Below are 16,576 nucleotides of genomic sequence, written 5' to 3'. Positions count from 1 at the left end.
GTCGACCCACCGGTCGCCACAGGCCTCGACCAGTCCCGGCAGGAGCCCGCGTTGTACCTGAAGAGCCTGACCCTCAAGGGGTTCAAGTCCTTCGCGTCCTCGACGACCTTGCAGCTCGAGCCGGGCATCACCTGCATCGTCGGCCCCAACGGGTCGGGCAAGTCCAACGTCGTCGACGCCCTCGCCTGGGTGATGGGCGAGCAGGGCGCCAAGAGCCTGCGCGGCGGCAAGATGGAGGACGTCATCTTCGCCGGCACGTCCGGCCGGCCGCCGCTGGGCCGGGCCGAGGTGCAGCTCACCATCGACAACTCCGACGGCGCGCTCCCGATCGACTACGCCGAGGTCACCATCAGCCGGACGATGTTCCGCAACGGCGGCTCGGAGTACGCCATCAACGGCAGCGGGTGCCGCCTCCTCGACGTCCAGGAGCTGCTCAGCGACTCCGGCATCGGCCGCGAGATGCACGTCATCGTCGGGCAGGGCCAGCTCGACTCGATCCTGCACGCCACCCCCGAGGACCGCCGCGGGTTCATCGAGGAGGCCGCCGGCGTCCTCAAGCACCGCAAGCGCAAGGAGAAGGCGCTCCGCAAGCTCGACGCCACGGACGGCAACCTCACCCGGCTCGCCGACCTGCTCTCCGAGATCCGGCGCCAGCTCAAGCCACTGGGCCGGCAGGCCGAGGTGGCGCGCAAGGCGCAGACCGTGCAGGCCGACGTCCGCGACGCCCGCGCCCGGCTGCTCGCCGACGACCTGGTCACCGCCCGCACCGCGCTCGACCAGGAGATGGCCGACGAGACGATCCTCCTCCAGCGTCGCGAGGAGGTCGAGAAGCAGATCGCCACCGGTCGCGACCACGAGGCCCGCCTCGAGGCGACGCTGCGCGAGGACCTGCCGCGGCTGGCCGCAGCGCAGGAGACCTGGTTCGCGCTGTCCGGGCTCAAGGAACGGCTCCGCGGCACCGCCTCGCTCGCCGACGAGCGGATCCGCAACGCCGCCGGCGTGGCCGACGCCGACTCCGTCGACTCCGGTCGCGACCCCGACGACCTCGAGGCGCAGGCCGAGCGGGTGCGCCGGCAGGAGCAGGAGATCGGCGAGCAGGTCGAGCAGCACCGGACGGCCCTCGACGCCGCCGTGACCGCGAAGCGGGCGGCGGAGGACGCCGCGGCCGAGGAGGACAAGCGGGTCGCCGCGCTCCAGCGCGCCGCCGCCGACCGGCGCGAGGGGCTGGCCCGGCTGGCCGGGCAGGTCAACGCGATCACGTCGCGCGCGGAGGCGGCCGACGCCGAGATCGCGCGGCTCACCGAGGCCCGCGAGGAGGCGGTGGCCCGGGCCGACCGCGCCCAGCGCGACTTCACCGCCCTCGAGACGCAGGTCGCCGGGCTCGACGCCGGCGAGGAGGGGCTCGACTCCGAGCACGAGGAGGCGGTCGCAGTCCTCGACGAGGTCGAGGAGCAGCTCGCGGCCGCGCGCGAGGCGGCCCAGCAGGCCGACCGCGACCGGGCCGGCCTGGTCGCGCGCCGCGACGCCCTCGAGCTCGGGCTCAACCGCAAGGACGGTGCGGGTGCCCTGCTCGCGGCGGGCGACGCGGTCAGTGGGCTGCGGGGCTCGGTCGCCGCCCTGCTCGACGTCGACCACGGCTACGAGACGGCCGTCGCGGCCGCCCTCGGCGCCGCCGCCGACGCGGTCGTCGTCACCGGCACCGACGCCGCGCTCGACGCGATCGGGCACCTCAAGGACGACGACCTCGGCCGCGCCGGGCTGGTGCTCGGCTCGGCCGACGGCGCGGGGCACGACTGGCCGGACCTGCCGGCGGGCGGCAGGTGGGCCGTCGACGTGGTGTCCGCGCCCGACGACGTACGCCCCGCGCTGGTGCGCCTGCTCGACCGGGTCGCCGTCGTCGACGACCTCGACGCCGCCCGCCGCCTCGTCGCCGAGCGCGCCGACGTGGTGGCGGTGACCCGCGACGGGGACCTGCTCTCCACCCACTTCGCCGCCGGCGGCTCCGGCAGCCAGCCCAGCCTGATCGAGGTCCAGGCGGCCGTCGACGACGCCACCGCCCGCCTCGCCGAGGCGACGGCCGCCACGGAGCGGCTCGGCTTCGAGATCTCCCGGCTCGAGGCCGCGCGCCACGACGCCCTCAAGCGGGTCGACGTCGCCCTCGCGAAGCTGCACGAGTCCGACGCGACCCTCGCCGCCGTCGCCGAGGAGCTCGGCCAGCACGGCTCGCAGGCCCGCGCCGCCCGCGGCGAGGCCGAGCGGCTCGAGCGCTCGCTCGCGACGGCGACCGCGGCGCGCGAGGCCGACCTCGCCGGCCTCGCCGAGCTGGAGGCGCGGCTCGCCGCCGCCGAGGACGTCACCGACGAGGAGCCCGACACGGCCGAGCGCGAGCGGCTCGCCGAGGCCGCCCGCGAGGCCCGGCAGGCGGAGATGGACGCCCGGCTGGCCCTGCGGACCGCGGAGGAGCGGGCGCGGGCGCTGCACGGGCGCGCCGACTCGCTGCTGCGCGCTGCGCAGGCCGAGCGCGAGTCCCGCGCCCGCGCCGCCGAGCGGCGCGAGCGGCTGCTGCGGGAGGGCCGCGCCGCGCAGGCCGTCGCCACCGCCGTGCGCCAGGTGCTCCACCGGCTCGAGCGCTCGGTGATGCTCGCGGCCGACGAGCGCGCCGCCGTGGAGGAGTCGCGGCGGGGGAGCGAGCAGGAGCTGATGACCGTGCGCGCCACCCTCCGCGACCTCGGGCGCGAGCACGACGAGCTGGTCAGCTCGGTGCACCGCGACGAGATGGCCCGCACCCAGCAGCGGATGCGCATCGAGCAGCTCGAGGAGCGCGCCCTCGACGAGCTCGGCCTCGACCCCGAGGGGCTGGTCGCCGACTACGGTCCGCAGACCCTCGTCCCGCACACCGCCGAGGTGCCCGACGGCGAGGAGCCGCCCGAGCCGGTCCCGTTCGTGCGCGAGGAGCAGGTCAAGCGGCTCCGCGCCGCCGAGCGGGCGCTCTCCATGCTCGGCCGGGTCAACCCGCTCGCCCTCGAGGAGTTCTCCGCGATGGAGGAGCGGCACAAGTTCCTCACCGAGCAGCTCGAGGACCTCAAGCGGACCCGCAAGGACCTCCTCGACATCGTCCGTGAGGTCGACGCGCGCGTCGAGCAGGTCTTCACCGAGGCCTACGCCGACGTCGAGAAGGCCTTCGACCAGACGTTCTCGCGGCTGTTCCCCGGCGGCGAGGGCCGGCTCGTCCTCACCGACCCGGGCGACATGCTCACCACCGGCGTCGAGGTCGAGGCCCGGCCGCCGGGCAAGAAGGTCAAGCGGCTCTCGCTGCTCTCCGGCGGCGAGCGGTCCCTGGTCGCGGTGGCGTTCCTCGTCGCGCTCTTCAAGGCCCGTCCCTCGCCGTTCTACATCCTCGACGAGGTCGAGGCGGCGCTCGACGACACGAACCTCGGGCGGCTCCTGCAGATCTACGAGGAGCTGCGCGAGAACTCCCAGCTCCTCGTGATCACCCACCAGAAGCGCACCATGGAGGTCGGGGACGCGCTCTACGGCGTCACCATGCGCGGCGACGGGGTCTCCGCGGTGATCAGCCAGCGCCTGCGCGACGCCGAGCCGGCATGAGCGCACCCACCTCCGCGCGTCCGCCCCGGCCGACCCGCGACGACTACGTCGCGTGGCGCACCGCCACCACCCGGTGGCGCGACGACGACGCCTACGGTCACCTCAACAACGCGACCTACTACGAGCTGTTCGACACCGCGGTCAACGCCTACCTCTACGAGGCGACCGGAGTCGACGTCCGCGCGCTGCCGCAGATCGGCGTGGTCGCCGAGACCGGCTGCCGCTACTTCCGCGAGATCGGCTTCCCCGAGCCGATCGAGATGGGGCTGGTGGTCGACCGGGTCGGCACCAGCTCGGTCGTCTACCGCATCGGGCTCTTCCAGGGGCCGTCCGGCGAGGCCGCCGCCGAGGGCCGCTTCGTCCACGTCTACGTCGACAACACCCACGGGGCCGGCAACCGGCCGGTCGCGCCGCTGCCCGACGTCGTACGCGCCGCGGTGACGCCGCTGCTGCGGACGTGACGGGTCCCACAACGACCCGCCCGGCACCCTCACCGGTGAGCCGGCCCCGCCGACGGTGTGTGAGGCTGGTCGGGACCTGCCCGGCCCACCTTCGGAGGAACCCCGCGTGCTCGCCATCGTCTCGGTGATGATCCTCGGCCTGCTGGTCGCCGCCGGCGTCGCCGTCTACGTCGCGTACCCGCACCGCGGCGAGCCGATGCCGGTCGTGCCGCAGCTCGGTGACGCGATGCGCAAGGGCGTCGACTCGCTGCCCACCCTCGAGGACTCCGAGTCGCGGGTCTGACCCGACCGCCGGCCCGACACGCGGGCCACGGCGCGTCACCACGACCGGGGGCTCCGCGGGGCTAGCCTGCGACAGGTGTCCACGACGCGCGAGCACGCCTCCCGGACCTACTGCACCGTGTGCGGGACCATGGTCTCGCGCCGCTTCCGGCCGGGCCCGGACGGTCGTCCCGACGCGACCTGCCCGCGCTGCCGCAGCCTCGAGCGGCACCGCTTCCTCGCGCTGCTGCTCGGCATGCTGGCGCCCGACCTGCGCGACCTCGACCTGGTCGTCGAGATCGCGCCGTCGCGCCAGACCACCCCGATGCTCGACCGGCTCGGCGCCCGCCGGCGGATCAGCCTGGACGCCGGCTACGACAGCCGCGACGTCGACGCCCTGGCCAGCGTCTGCCGGCTGCCGCTGCGCGACGCGTCGGTCGACCTGCTGGTCTGCTACCACGTGCTCGAGCACGTCCCCGACGACTGCGCGGCCATGCGCGAGATCGCGCGGGTGCTCAGCCCGGACGGGATCGCGCTGCTCGAGGTCCCGATCAGGGTCGGGGTCGGCACCGACGAGGACGTCGACGCGCCGGAGGAGGAGCGGCTGCGCCGCTTCGGCCAGCGCGACCACGTCCGGTGGTACGGCGACGACATCGACGACCGGCTCTCCGCGGCCGGGCTGGCGACCGTGCGGGTCACGCCGCCGGCGCTCCTCGGCGACGCCGCGGTCCGGTGGTTCGGCCTGATGGCGGGCGAGGTGGTGTGGATCGCCCGGCACGGCTCCGGCGCGGCGCCCGCGATGCTGGCGGGAGGTCCGGGGACGGGCCTGTCGGTCGCCCTCGACGCGCTCATCACCGACCTCGACCACACCCGCGAGCGGCTCGACCGTGCCCGGGCGCGCGCCGACCGCGTGGCGGCCCAGCGCGACGCGCTGCGGGCGCGGCTGGACCGCACGCGCGAGGAGCTCGCGGTCGCGCGGCGCGGCGGGGTGCTCACCCGGCTTCGCCGTGCGGTGCACCTCTGATTGGATTGACCCATGGGTGACTGGATCTACCTGATCGTCGCGATCGCCGTCGTCGGGGTGCTGACGCTCGCGGGGCTGCTGACCGCCGGGCGGCGTCGCCGCGAGCTGCCGCCGACCGGAGGCACCGACGTCGTCGCGCCGCCGCCGGCCGCGCCCGACACCGCGACCGGCACCGCGACCGAGGCGCCTCCCGCGCCGGAGGTCGAGGCGGCGCCCGAGGCGCCGGCGGCGCCGGTCGTCGAGAAGCCCGAGGGCACCGCGTCACGCCTGGTGCGGCTGCGCCAGCGGCTGTCGCGCTCGCAGGGTGGGCTCGGCCAGGGCCTGCTCGCGCTGCTCAGCCGCGACCGCCTCGACGAGGACACCTGGGAGGAGATCGAGGACCTCCTGCTCACCGCCGACATCGGCGTGGCGCCCACGCAGGCGCTCGTCGACAAGCTCCGCACCCGACTGCGCGTCGAGGGTGGCCAGCCGGGCGACGTCCGCGCGGTGCTGCGCGAGGAGCTGATCGAGCTCGTCGGCACCGACATGGACCGCCGCGTGCAGGTCACCGGGGCCGACGGCAAGCCCGGCGTCGTGCTCGTGGTCGGCGTCAACGGCGCCGGCAAGACCACCACGGTCGGCAAGATCGCCCGCATCCTCGTGGCCGAGGACCTCACCGTGACGCTCGGTGCGGCCGACACGTTCCGCGCCGCGGCCGTCGACCAGCTCGCCACGTGGGGCGAGCGCGTCGGCGTCGAGGTGGTGCGCGGCCCCGAGGGCGGTGACCCGGCCAGCGTCGCCTTCGACGCGGTCAAGCGCGGCACCGACGAGGGCGTCGACACGGTCCTGGTCGACACGGCGGGCCGGCTGCAGAACAAGGCTGGCCTGATGGACGAGCTGGGCAAGGTCAAGCGGGTCATCGAGAAGCAGGCCCCGGTCACCGAGGTGCTGCTGGTGCTCGACGCCACCACCGGGCAGAACGGCCTGATCCAGGCCCGGGTGTTCAGCGAGATCGTCGACGTCACCGGCATCGTGCTCACCAAGCTCGACGGCTCCGCCAAGGGCGGCATCGTGGTGCAGGTCCAGCGCGAGCTCGGCGTCCCGGTCAAGCTGGTCGGCCTCGGCGAGGGCGCCGACGACATGGCCCCGTTCGACGCCGCCGCCTTCGTGGACGCCCTCCTCGGCTGACGCGTCCGCCGTTTCAGCGATCCCCGGCTGGCCGGGGATCGCTGAACATGTCAGGCCTTGCACGGGCCGACAAGTTCAGCGAGAGCCTGACAAGTCGGCGTCGAGACCCGGTGCAGATCGTCAGGAGCGGGCGAGGAGGGCCCGGACCGCGTCGTCGATGAGCGTCTCCGCACGCTTGTCGAAGCTGTGCTCGGCGATGATGCGCGTCGCGATCCGGCGCCGGGTGGCGTCGTCCGGGAACGCGTCGTAGGGCGGCGCGGCGAGGCGGGCGAGCTCGCGCTCGTTGTCGAAGGGCAGGACCAGGCCGGAGAAGATCTCCTGCAGGCCGTCGATGCGGTCGCTGAGGATCCGTGCCCCGCAGGCGGCCGCGTCGAAGAGGCGGTTGGAGGCGAAGCTGTCGCGCCGCATGTCGAGGTGGTGGTCGTTGAGCACGACGCCGGCCGAGGCGTAGAGCGCGCCGACCTCCTCGTTGGCCACCCCGCCCGAGGCGATCTGGTCCCGGTCGACGAACTCGGTCCAGTCGTTGCCGTGGAGGGTGAGGTCGGCACCGATGGCGAGCGCGCTGCGCACGGCGTAGCGGTAGACGCCGCGCGAGTTGCCGACGAACAGCAGCGCGGGCCCGGTGTCGGGCTCGGCGCGGTCGGGGTGGAACCAGCGGGTGTCGGTGCACTGCAGCAGCGGTGCGACGGGGACGCCCCACTCGCGCGACACGCGCGCCGACCAGCTGGTGCTGGCCGCGTAGACGAGGTCGAACCCGGCGACCTCGTCGGGTGTGATCATGTCGGGGTGGCTGATGATCCACTCGACGTTGAGCAGCCCGGGACGCGGCGTGACCCGGTCGAGGCCGCGCAGCACGAGCAGCACGTCGTCGTGGTCGCGGGAGTCGCGGTCGCGGGCGTCGCGGCGGTCGATGGCGACGTGCTGGCCGCGGCGCTCGAGGGCGTCGGCGAGGGAGCGGGCGAAGTAGGTGTCGCCCCAGCGGTCGCCGCGCGCGGCGGCGGGTGCGGCGATGTCGACCGCCCACCGCAGCCGCGGCGGTGACTCGTGGATGCCCAGGACGCGGCGCAGCACCAGCTCCGGCACCAGCACCGCGGGGGCCTGGCGGTCGTCGGGGTCGAGGGTCACCCGGCGGTTGCGCGCGTCGGTGATCTCGAGGCCGGCCGCCGCGAGGAGGTCGGCCGACGGGTCGTCCGGCGGGCGGTGCGAGGAGCCGCGGAGCGACGCCATCGCGCCGATCAGCTCGTCGGGGGTGGCGTACGGGGTGCGCGAGGTGACCACCGCGTCCGGCACCACGACCGTGTCGCCCAGTCCGGCCGCGCGGGCCCGCAGCCCGAGGTCGGTCTCGGCGAGCACCGAGTGGAACCGCGCGGCCAGCCCGCCGAGCGCGACGGCCGTCGAGGTCCGCAGCGCGACGACGGGGGAGGCCGGCGCCGCGACGCGACAGGTCCCGATCCGCAGCGCGTCGCTCGTGGGCAGCCCGGCGAGGAACAGGTCGGGGTGCGGGTTGCCGGGCGCGAACCGCGCACCGGCGCTCAGCGTCACGCCGTCGAGGTCGACGACCAGGGGCTGGGCCACGGCGACGCCGGGCTCGGCGAGCGCGGAGCGCAGCCGCTCGGCGATCGGCTGGCGCGGGGGCATGGCCTCGGGACGCACCAGCAGGACGGTGCTGCCCTCGGCGTGGGCGATGCCGACGTTGGTGGCGGCGGAGGTGGAGACGGGCGCGGGGACGGAGACGAACCGGGCGCCGGAGATCACCGCCGCGATCGACGCCGCCAGCACGTGGTGGGCGCGGCGCAGGCGTACGCCGACGAGGATCAGCTCGGAGCCCTCGCGCGGGAGGGCGCCCAGCCACTCCACGGTCCGACGGGGCTCGGCGCCCAGCGGCAGCACGTGGCTGACCAGGTCGTCGTCGGTGCGGCGGGCGGCGGCCGCGTCCCAGTCGACCAGCTGGCGCTCGAGGACCGCCGACGCCCAGTCGTCGCCGGTGTCGCGCGGCGGCTGCTCCGGCCGCCTCAGCACCGCCACGTCGACGGGGAGCGGCTCGTGCTCACGGGTCAGGCGCAGCACCAGGTCGCGCTCGGCGGCGCCGCCGAGGCCCTCGTCGAAGCCCCCGACGTCCTTGACCGCCGCGCGGCGCAGCAGCGTCGTCGCGAGGTCGACCGGTCGGCCGGCCAGGAGCTCCTGGCGGCTCCGGCCGACCGAGCCGGCCCCCGACAGCACGACCGCGGAGCCGGAGTGGTGGGCGTGCGCGAGGAGCTCGGCGAGCTGGTCGGGCAGCCACTCGCGACCCAGCGGCAGGAAGGCGACGTGCTCCGCCGTGCCGTGCTCGAGCGCGACGTTGAGCGCGCGGGCGTGGCTGCAGCGCGACTCGCGCACGAGGGTCACGCGGTCGTCGAACGCCGCCACGCCCTGCAGCACCGCCGCGGTGTCGTCGACCGAGCCGCGGTCGACCGCCACGAGGTGCCAGTCGGTGAAGGTCTGCGCCTGCAGCGAGGCCACGGTGGCGTGCACCAGCGGACCGGCGTCCTGGGCCGCCATCACGACCGTCACGGTGGGGGAGCCGCCCATGGTCGCGGGCAGCGGGCCGGCAGGACCGACGAGGGCGGGGCGCTCGACCACGACCTCCTCGCGCCACACGGCGGCGGCCTCGATCGCCGCGGCGCGGTAGGTGCCCCACGAGACCTTGCGCGGCAGCACCCGGGTGGGGAGCGGCGTGCTCGGCACGGCGACCGAGAGCCAGTGCGACAGGGCGCCGAACGGGTTCAGCCGCGCCTCGGGCGTCGAGGCGAAGACGATCCGCGGGTCGACGAGCGGGTGCGGGCTGATCCGATTGCGGCGCCGGCGCTCGGAGAGGTACCAGACGGCGGGGTGCTGGCCGGCGCGCTGCCACGACCGGCGGCGACCGATCCAGTGCGCCTCGAACAGCGGGTGCGGCGACAGGTCGCCGGCCTCGACGACGGCGCGGGCCGCCTCGTGGGGCGAGGTGAAGCCGCGCCCGAGCTGGGCGGCGACGTAGTCGACGTCGACCAGGCCGGACTCGACCAGCGCGTCGACGGGGTCGTCGAGGCGTACCTGCCCCGGGCGGCGGCGCTCACCGCGCATCGGAGTACCTCACGCGGGGGAAGAGCGGCTCCAGTGCGAGCGGCGTGGGGAGCAGGCGCTCGGTGTCGCGGACGGGGTAGTAGGAGGCGGTGTCGGCCAGGAACTGACGTACGCCCTCGAAGCGCTCCGGGAACCGCTTCTCGCACAGGTCGAGCAGCCGGTCGGCGTCGAGGTTGTAGGGGTCGTAGCGCAGGGTGTCGATCTTGACGTAGGGCAGCCGGGCGTCGTCGAGCACCCGGTCGGCCAGGCTGCGGGCGGGGTTCCACGGCTCGTTGGCCCGCTCGCGCCACTCGCGCACCTCCGCGCGCGTGCGCGGGAAGGAGGAGCGGTGGGCGGCCCACCAGCGCATCCGCTCGCGGGCGATGCGACGGTCCTCGGGCGTCTCGACGAAGTAGGTGTCGGAGACGAAGCCGGCGTCGTAGAGGCGCCGGGACATGCCGATCTCGTAGCGGCGGATCACCTGGCGCCGCCGCGAGATCGGCTCCATCTGCTCCCAGAACTCGGTGAACGCGTGGGACGACACCACCCACGGGCGGAAGGCGATGAAGAAGGACTGGATGTGGGGGGCGAGCCGCTCGGCGCCGGTGAGGCCCCAGAAGTCGCACGGACGGGTCGCCATCTCGTCGAACACGGGGGTGTAGGAGTCGAGCGCGAAGACGTAGGTGTCGTTGCAGACCACGACCTCGTCGTAGCCCGTCAGGTCGCCGGCGGCGTCGAGGCCGACCTTGTAGCTGAAGAAGTCGTAGCCGTAGTTGGCGCGCTCGACGAGCTCGGCGCGCTCGGACAGCCAGGTGCGGGCCGAGTCCTGCAGGGAGGCCGTCGTGCAGACCAGCAGCCGGTCGACCGACGCGGCGAGTGCCTCGACCTGGCCGCGCACGTGGGGCCGCAGCTCCCCGGCGACGTCGAAGTGCGCCATCACGGCCAGTCTGGACACGGCCGAACACTAACAAGGGGCGCGGGTCGTCGACCGGGCGCCGCGGCGTTCACACACCCGTAACACAACGGGGCGATCCGTTGCGTGCCCGCAACATCCGCCGACGCCCGGCGTCACATCGCGCCCGCACGCTCTGGATGAACATGTGGACCCCTGCATGACACCGGCGTCATGAGCCCGGCGGACCACTTGCCCGAACGTTTCCTGGAGGTTCTGTGGACGGCTATTACGCCTTCATGCTGGTGGCGACCGCCTTCGTCCTGATGATGACGGTGCCCGCGCTGGCCCTGTTCTACGGCGGCATGTCCCGGTCGAAGTCCGTGCTCAACATGATGATGATGTCCTACGTCGCGGCAGCGATCGTCGGCATCCTCTACGTCGCCGTCGGCTGGTCGATGGGCTTCGGCGGCGACGGCACGCTCTTCGCCAACCCGCTCGAGCTGCTGTGGCTCGACGGCGTCTCGACCGGGGACTACGTCTTCGTGATGTTCCAGATGACCTTCGCGATCATCACGGCCGCGCTGATCAGCGGCGCGGTCGCGGACCGGATGAAGTTCTCCGCCTGGGTGCTGTTCGTGCCGCTCTGGGCCGTCATCGTCTACTTCCCGATGGCCCACATGGTCTTCAGCTGCACCGACGACTCCCTCATCTGCGGCCGGATCGGTGCCCAGGACTACGCGGGCGGCACGGCGGTCCACATCAACGCCGGTGTCGCGGCGCTCGTGCTGGTGCTGCTGCTCGGCAAGCGGATCGGCTGGCCGAAGGAGCAGATGCGTCCGCACAACCTGACGCTCACCATGCTCGGCGCGGGCCTGCTGTGGATGGGCTGGTACGGCTTCAACGTCGGGTCGATCGTCTTCGGCGACGACCCGGAGACCCAGTTCCCGCTCGAGACCGGCCGCACCTTCGCGACCACCACGCTCGCCACGATGGCCGCGATCCTCGGCTGGCTGCTCGTCGAGCGGGTGCTGCACAAGAAGGCCACCTCGCTCGGTGCGGCCTCGGGCATCGTCGCCGGCCTCGTCGCGATCACCCCCGCCGCCGGCGCGGTCAACCTCTCCGGCGCCGTCGCGATCGGCGCGATCGCCGGCGGTGTCTGCGCCTGGGCCGTCGGCCTGAAGTACAAGCTGGGCTACGACGACTCGCTCGACGTGGTCGGCGTGCACCTCGTCGGTGGCATCATCGGCACCGTGCTGATCGGGGTGTTCTCCACCTCCGAGGGCGCCGGTGGCGTCGACGGACTCGTCTACGGCGGCGGCTTCGGCTCCCTCCGTGACCAGGTCCTCGGCGTGCTCGTCGCGGTCGCCTACTCCGGCGTGCTCACCACCGTCATCGCCCTCGTGGTGAAGTACACGATCGGGCTGCGCCTCGACGAGGAGGACGAGGTGGCCGGCATCGACCTCGCCGCCCACGGCGAGTCGGCCTACGACCTGCACACCGGCACCAGCGGCGGCCGCTCCAGCGTCCTCGCCCCCGCCGCCGCCCCCGTCTCCAGCGAAGGAGCCAACGCATGAAGCTCGTGACCGCGGTCATCAAGCCGCACAAGTGGGAGGACGTCCGCGAGGCGCTCGAGACCTTCGGGGTCGCCGGGATGACGGTCTCCGAGGTGAGCGGCTACGGCCGCCAGAAGGGCCACACCGAGGTCTACCGCGGCGCGGAGTACGACATCGCGCTCGTGCCCAAGATCCGCATCGAGATCGTCGTCGACGACGCCGACGCCGACGACGTGGTCGGGATCGTGGTGAAGACCGCGCAGACCGGTCGCATCGGCGACGGGAAGGTCTGGGTCAGCCCGGTCGAGACCGTCGTGCGGGTCCGGACCGGCGAGCAGGACGCGTCCGCGCTCTGATGGCTGCACGTCTCGGGGTCGTCCGCACGGGCACTTCCGTGGGGGAGGTCTCGTGAGCGCCGCGGACCGCCAGGCCAGGGCCGCCTCGGCCGACGAGCTCTGCCGGCAGGCGTACGCCGCCTCCGCAGGGCCGGACGCCGGCGTGGCCCTGGTCGCGGTCGGGGGCTACGGCCGCGGAGAGCTGGCGCCCCACTCCGACCTCGACGTGGTGCTGGTCCACGAGGACGGCGTCGACCTCGGTGACCTGGGCTCGACCCTGTGGTACCCGTTGTGGGACTCGGGGCGGAGGCTGGACCACGCGGTCCGGTCGATGGGCCAGGTCCACGAGGCCGCCGCCGACCTGCGGGTCGCGCTCGGGCTCCTGGACGTGCGCCACGTCGCCGGTGACCCGGGCCTCGCGCTCCGGCTGCGCACCACGATGCTGGCCGACTGGCGCAGGCAGGCCCGCTCCCGTCTGCCGGAGCTGCAGGCGATGACCCGCAAGCGCCACGAGGTCACCGGCGAGCTCGCCCACGCCTCGGTCCCCGACGTCAAGGAGGCCGAGGGCGGCCTGCGCGACGCGGGCGTCCTCAAGGCGGTCGAGGCGAGCTGGCTGGTCGACGCCTCCACCCACGACCTCGAGTCCGCGCGGCTCCAGCTGCTCGACGTGCGCGACGAGGTGCAGGACCTGGCCGGACGTCCGGTCGACCGGATCGCCCCCGAGGCGTGGGGGCCCCTGGCCGAGCGCCTCGGCCTCCCGGACGCCGCCGCCGCGCAGCGCCACGTCCGGTCGCTGGGGCGCCGGATCTCCCACCTGTCCCGCCTCGCCTGGCGGCGGACCGACGCCGTGCTGGCCCGGCCGACGGGGGAGCGCGGACGGCGTACGCCCGCGCTGGAGCGGGTGGCGCCCGGCCTGGCCCTGTCGCGCGGCGAGGTCGTCCTCGACGCGGGCACCAGCCCGGCGGACGACCCGACCCTGCTGCTGCGCGCGGCCGCCGAGGCAGCGAGCCGCGACGTGGTGCTCGCGCCCACCACCGCCGCCCGCCTGGTCCGCGAGGGGGCCGAGCTGCCGGTGCCGTGGCCGGCCTCGGCACGCGACGCGCTCGTCCGGCTGCTGGCCAGCGGCCCGGGGCTGCTGCCGGTGTGGGAGACCCTCGACGAGGTCGACGGGATCGAGACGTTCCTGCCGGAGTGGGAGCAGATCCGGCTGCTGCCGCACGCCTCGGCGATCCACCGCTTCACCGTCGACCGCCACGTCGTCGAGACCTGCGCCGAGGCCGGGGCGCTGATCCGCGGCGTCCGCCGGCCCGACCTGCTGCTGGTGGCCGCGCTGCTCCACGACATCGGCAAGGGGTCCCTGCAGGACCACTCCGTCGCCGGGGAGCCGGTGGCCCGCAAGATCGTGACCAGGATGGGGTTCACCGACCTCGACGCCGAGGTGGTCGCCTCGCTCGTGCGCTGGCACCTGCTGCTGGCCACCCTCGCCACCACCCGCGACCCGGACGACCCCGCGACGTCCTCCGAGCTGCTCACCCACGTGCCCGACGCGGCGAGCCTCGAGCTGCTGCGGGCGCTCACCGAGGCCGACGCCCGGGCGACCGCGCCCGCGGCGTGGACCTCGTGGCGTGCCTCCCTCGTCGACCAGCTGGTCGCGCGCGCCGGGGCCGCCCTCGGCGCCGCGATCGCGCCGGTCGTGCCGGTCGAGCAGCTGCCCGTGCCCGACGTCGTGCGCCGTGACCCGGCGGCGGTGTCGGTCACCGTCACGCCGCACGACGTCGGCGCCACCGTCAGCGTGGTCGCCGCCGACCGGGTCGGCCTGCTCGCCGACGTCGCCGGGGGACTCGCGGCCCTGCGCGTCCCGGTGAAGGCGGCACGGGCCTGGTCGCAGGTCGACGAGGACGGCGAGTGGGCGGTGAGCGCCTGGGAGGTGCCCGACGCCTACCTCGACGCAGCGGTGGTGCGCGAGCGGATCCGCCGCGTCGCCGACGGGTCGCAGGCCCAGCCCGTGCTGCCGGCGCGTGGCGCGGACGAGCTGCCGCCGATCGTCGAGGTGCGTCCCGACGCCTCGCGCGCCTCGCTGGTGCTCGAGATCCGGACGTCGGACCGGCCGGGCGTCGTGCACCGCGTGCTCACCACCCTCGCCGACCTCGGGCTCACGGTCGCCTCCGCACACGTCTCGACGCTCGGCCCGCAGGCGGTCGACGTGTTCTACGTGCAGGAGGTCGGCGGCGTGCGCCCCACCGAGGAGCGCGCCGCCGCGGCCGCGCACGCCGTCCGGGCCGCGCTGGGCGGCTGAGCGGTCCCGGGCCGCCCGTACGCCGAATCGTTCGCACCCTGCCCCGTCCGGATACGCTGGTGGCCGTACGACCCTGACTCAAGTCACCGATGCGAGGGACAGACCCACACCGTGTTCGCCACACTCTCCGACCGCCTTGCCGACACCTTCAAGAACCTCCGGGGCAAGGGCCGGCTCTCCGAGGCCGACATCGACGCCACCGCGCGCGAGATCCGGATCGCGCTGCTCGAGGCCGACGTCGCCCTCCCGGTCGTGAAGGAGTTCGTCGGGGCCGTCAAGGAGCGGGCCCGCGGCGAGGAGGTCAGCGGCGCGCTGAACCCGGCCCAGCAGATCATCAAGATCGTCCACGAGGAGCTCGTGACGATCCTCGGCGGCGAGACCCGCCGGCTGCGCTACGCCAAGTCCGGGCCCACCGTCATCATGCTCGCCGGCCTCCAGGGCGCCGGCAAGACGACCCTCGCGGCCAAGCTCGCGCTCTGGCTCAAGGAGCAGGACAAGACCCCGATGCTGGTCGCGGCCGACCTGCAGCGCCCCAACGCGGTGCAGCAGCTGCAGGTCAACGGCGAGCGCGTCGGCGTGCCGGTCTTCGCCCCCGAGCCGGGCAACGGCACGGGCAACCCCGTCGACGTGGCCCGCGCGTCCATCGAGGAGGCGAAGCGCCGCCTGCACGACGTGGTCATCATCGACACCGCCGGCCGCCTCGGTGTCGACGCCGAGCTGATGCAGCAGGCCAGCGACATCCGCGACGCCGTGCAGCCCGACGAGGTGCTCTTCGTCGTCGACGCGATGATCGGCCAGGACGCGGTCACCACGGCGCAGGCGTTCCTCGACGGGGTCGGCTACGACGGCGTCGTCCTCACCAAGCTCGACGGCGACGCCCGCGGTGGCGCGGCGCTCTCGATCCGTCAGATCACCGGCAAGCCGGTCATGTTCGCCTCCAGCGGCGAGAAGATGACCGACTTCGACCTCTTCCACCCCGACCGGATGGCCTCGCGCATCCTCGACATGGGCGACATGCTCACCCTGATCGAGCAGGCGGAGAAGGCGTTCGACTCCGACCAGGCCATGAAGGCCGCGGAGAAGCTCGGCACCAAGGGCGGCTTCACCCTGGAGGACTTCCTCCAGCAGATGCAGCAGATCCGCAAGCTCGGCTCGATGACCAAGATCATGGGCATGCTGCCCGGGATGGGCCAGTTCCGCGACCAGCTGGAGAACTTTGACGAGCGGGAGATCGACCGGATCCAGGCGATCATCCAGTCGATGACGCCGGCCGAGCGGGCCAACCCGAAGATCATCGACGGCTCGCGCCGGGCCCGCATCGCGAAGGGCTCGGGTCGCCAGGTCTCCGACGTCAACCAGCTCGTCGACCGCTTCTTCGAGGCGCGCAAGATGATGGAGTCGATGGCGCGCGGCGGCGGGATGCCGGGGATGCCCGGGATGCCCGGGATGCCGGGCGTCGGTGGCGGCAAGCGCACCGGTGCGAAGCAGGCCCCGAAGGGCAAGAAGGGCAAGAAGCGCGTCTCGGGCAACCCCGCCAAGGCGGCGCAGCAGAAGGCGGCCGACAAGGCCGCCGCGGCGGAGAAGGCCGGCAACCCCTTCGGCAACCCCGACGGCGCCGAGGTCGACTACGAGAAGGCCGCCGAGCAGCTCAACCTCCCCAAGGACTTCTCGCAGTTCCTGAAGTGAGACGAGCAGCAGGGACCGAGCGAAGCGAGGTCCCTGCGTGGGCTCGGCCAGGTTGAGCGAGCGACACGACCGAGGAACGAGGTCGTACGAGCGCGTCGAAACCCACGTCAGGGCCAGGCTGCTCCGAGGCGAAGCGAGGTCCCTGCGTGGGCTCGGCCAGGTTGAGCGAGTGACACGACCGGGGAACGAGGTCGTACGAGCGCGTCGAAAC

Annotated in this window: 11 protein-coding genes; 9 read left to right on the top strand and 2 right to left on the bottom strand. The window is 74.1% G+C overall.

All coding sequences use genetic code 11. The annotated features are described in order from the left end of the window. Positions 1–51: 51 nt before the first annotated feature. The 5 genes from smc (at position 52) to ftsY (ending at position 6,519) form a co-directional block, all read left to right on the top strand. Positions 52–3,606: a chromosome segregation protein SMC gene (smc, locus tag LN652_RS05925; RefSeq protein WP_230443758.1), complete on the top strand. Its 3,555-nt coding sequence runs from the start codon at positions 52–54 to the stop codon at positions 3,604–3,606. Further along, entirely contained in the window at positions 3,603–4,067 is a 465-nt protein-coding gene (locus tag LN652_RS05920; protein WP_230443757.1) for an acyl-CoA thioesterase, read from the top strand. Before smc ends, LN652_RS05920 begins: the two co-directional genes overlap by 4 nt. A 106-nt stretch (positions 4,068–4,173) precedes the next feature. Beyond that, positions 4,174–4,350: a hypothetical protein gene (locus tag LN652_RS05915; protein ID WP_230443756.1), complete on the top strand. Its 177-nt coding sequence runs from the start codon at positions 4,174–4,176 to the stop codon at positions 4,348–4,350. A gap of 75 nt (positions 4,351–4,425) precedes the next feature. After that, positions 4,426–5,352, top strand: a complete 927-nt coding sequence (locus tag LN652_RS05910; RefSeq protein WP_230443755.1) for a methyltransferase domain-containing protein — start codon at positions 4,426–4,428, stop codon at positions 5,350–5,352. A 12-nt stretch (positions 5,353–5,364) separates the two neighbouring features. After that, a complete protein-coding gene (gene ftsY / locus LN652_RS05905; protein WP_230443754.1) occupies positions 5,365–6,519 on the top strand; it encodes a signal recognition particle-docking protein FtsY in 1,155 nt (384 codons plus the stop codon). Between the two features lie 120 nt (positions 6,520–6,639). On the opposite strand, the gene LN652_RS05900 is transcribed toward ftsY, so the two are convergent. Both LN652_RS05900 and LN652_RS05895 read right to left on the bottom strand, forming a co-directional pair. Next, positions 6,640–9,621 carry a glycosyltransferase family protein gene (locus LN652_RS05900; RefSeq protein WP_230443753.1) on the bottom strand — a complete coding sequence of 994 codons (2,982 nt, stop codon included), beginning with the start codon at positions 9,619–9,621 and terminating at the stop codon, positions 6,640–6,642. Then, the gene (locus tag LN652_RS05895; RefSeq protein WP_230443752.1) at positions 9,611–10,555 is read right to left on the bottom strand and encodes a rhamnan synthesis F family protein; all 945 of its coding nucleotides are present in this window, start codon (positions 10,553–10,555) and stop codon (positions 9,611–9,613) included. The genes LN652_RS05900 and LN652_RS05895 overlap by 11 nt, the downstream gene beginning before the upstream one ends. A gap of 215 nt (positions 10,556–10,770) precedes the next feature. Here LN652_RS05895 and LN652_RS05890 point away from each other — a divergent pair, with 215 nt between their 5' ends. From LN652_RS05890 to ffh, 4 genes are all read left to right on the top strand, one after another. Beyond that, positions 10,771–12,069 (top strand): ammonium transporter, encoded by a 1,299-nt coding sequence (locus LN652_RS05890; protein ID WP_230443751.1) that lies wholly within the window; start codon positions 10,771–10,773, stop codon positions 12,067–12,069. Further along, on the top strand, positions 12,066–12,404 hold the full coding sequence (locus tag LN652_RS05885; RefSeq protein WP_210438240.1) for a P-II family nitrogen regulator: 339 nt from the start codon (positions 12,066–12,068) through the stop codon (positions 12,402–12,404). Before LN652_RS05890 ends, LN652_RS05885 begins: the two co-directional genes overlap by 4 nt. A gap of 52 nt (positions 12,405–12,456) precedes the next feature. Continuing rightward, entirely contained in the window at positions 12,457–14,679 is a 2,223-nt protein-coding gene (locus LN652_RS05880) for a [protein-PII] uridylyltransferase (protein WP_230443750.1), read from the top strand. A gap of 111 nt (positions 14,680–14,790) precedes the next feature. Further along, a complete protein-coding gene (gene ffh, locus LN652_RS05875; protein WP_230443749.1) occupies positions 14,791–16,365 on the top strand; it encodes a signal recognition particle protein in 1,575 nt (524 codons plus the stop codon). The last annotated feature ends 211 nt before the right edge of the window (positions 16,366–16,576 follow it).

The organism is Nocardioides okcheonensis, assembly GCF_020991065.1.
In the GTDB taxonomy this organism is placed as follows: Bacteria; Actinomycetota; Actinomycetes; order Propionibacteriales; family Nocardioidaceae; genus Nocardioides; species Nocardioides okcheonensis.
Note: the sequence above shows the minus strand (reverse complement) of the source record. Positions and strands in the feature narration are given on the sequence as shown.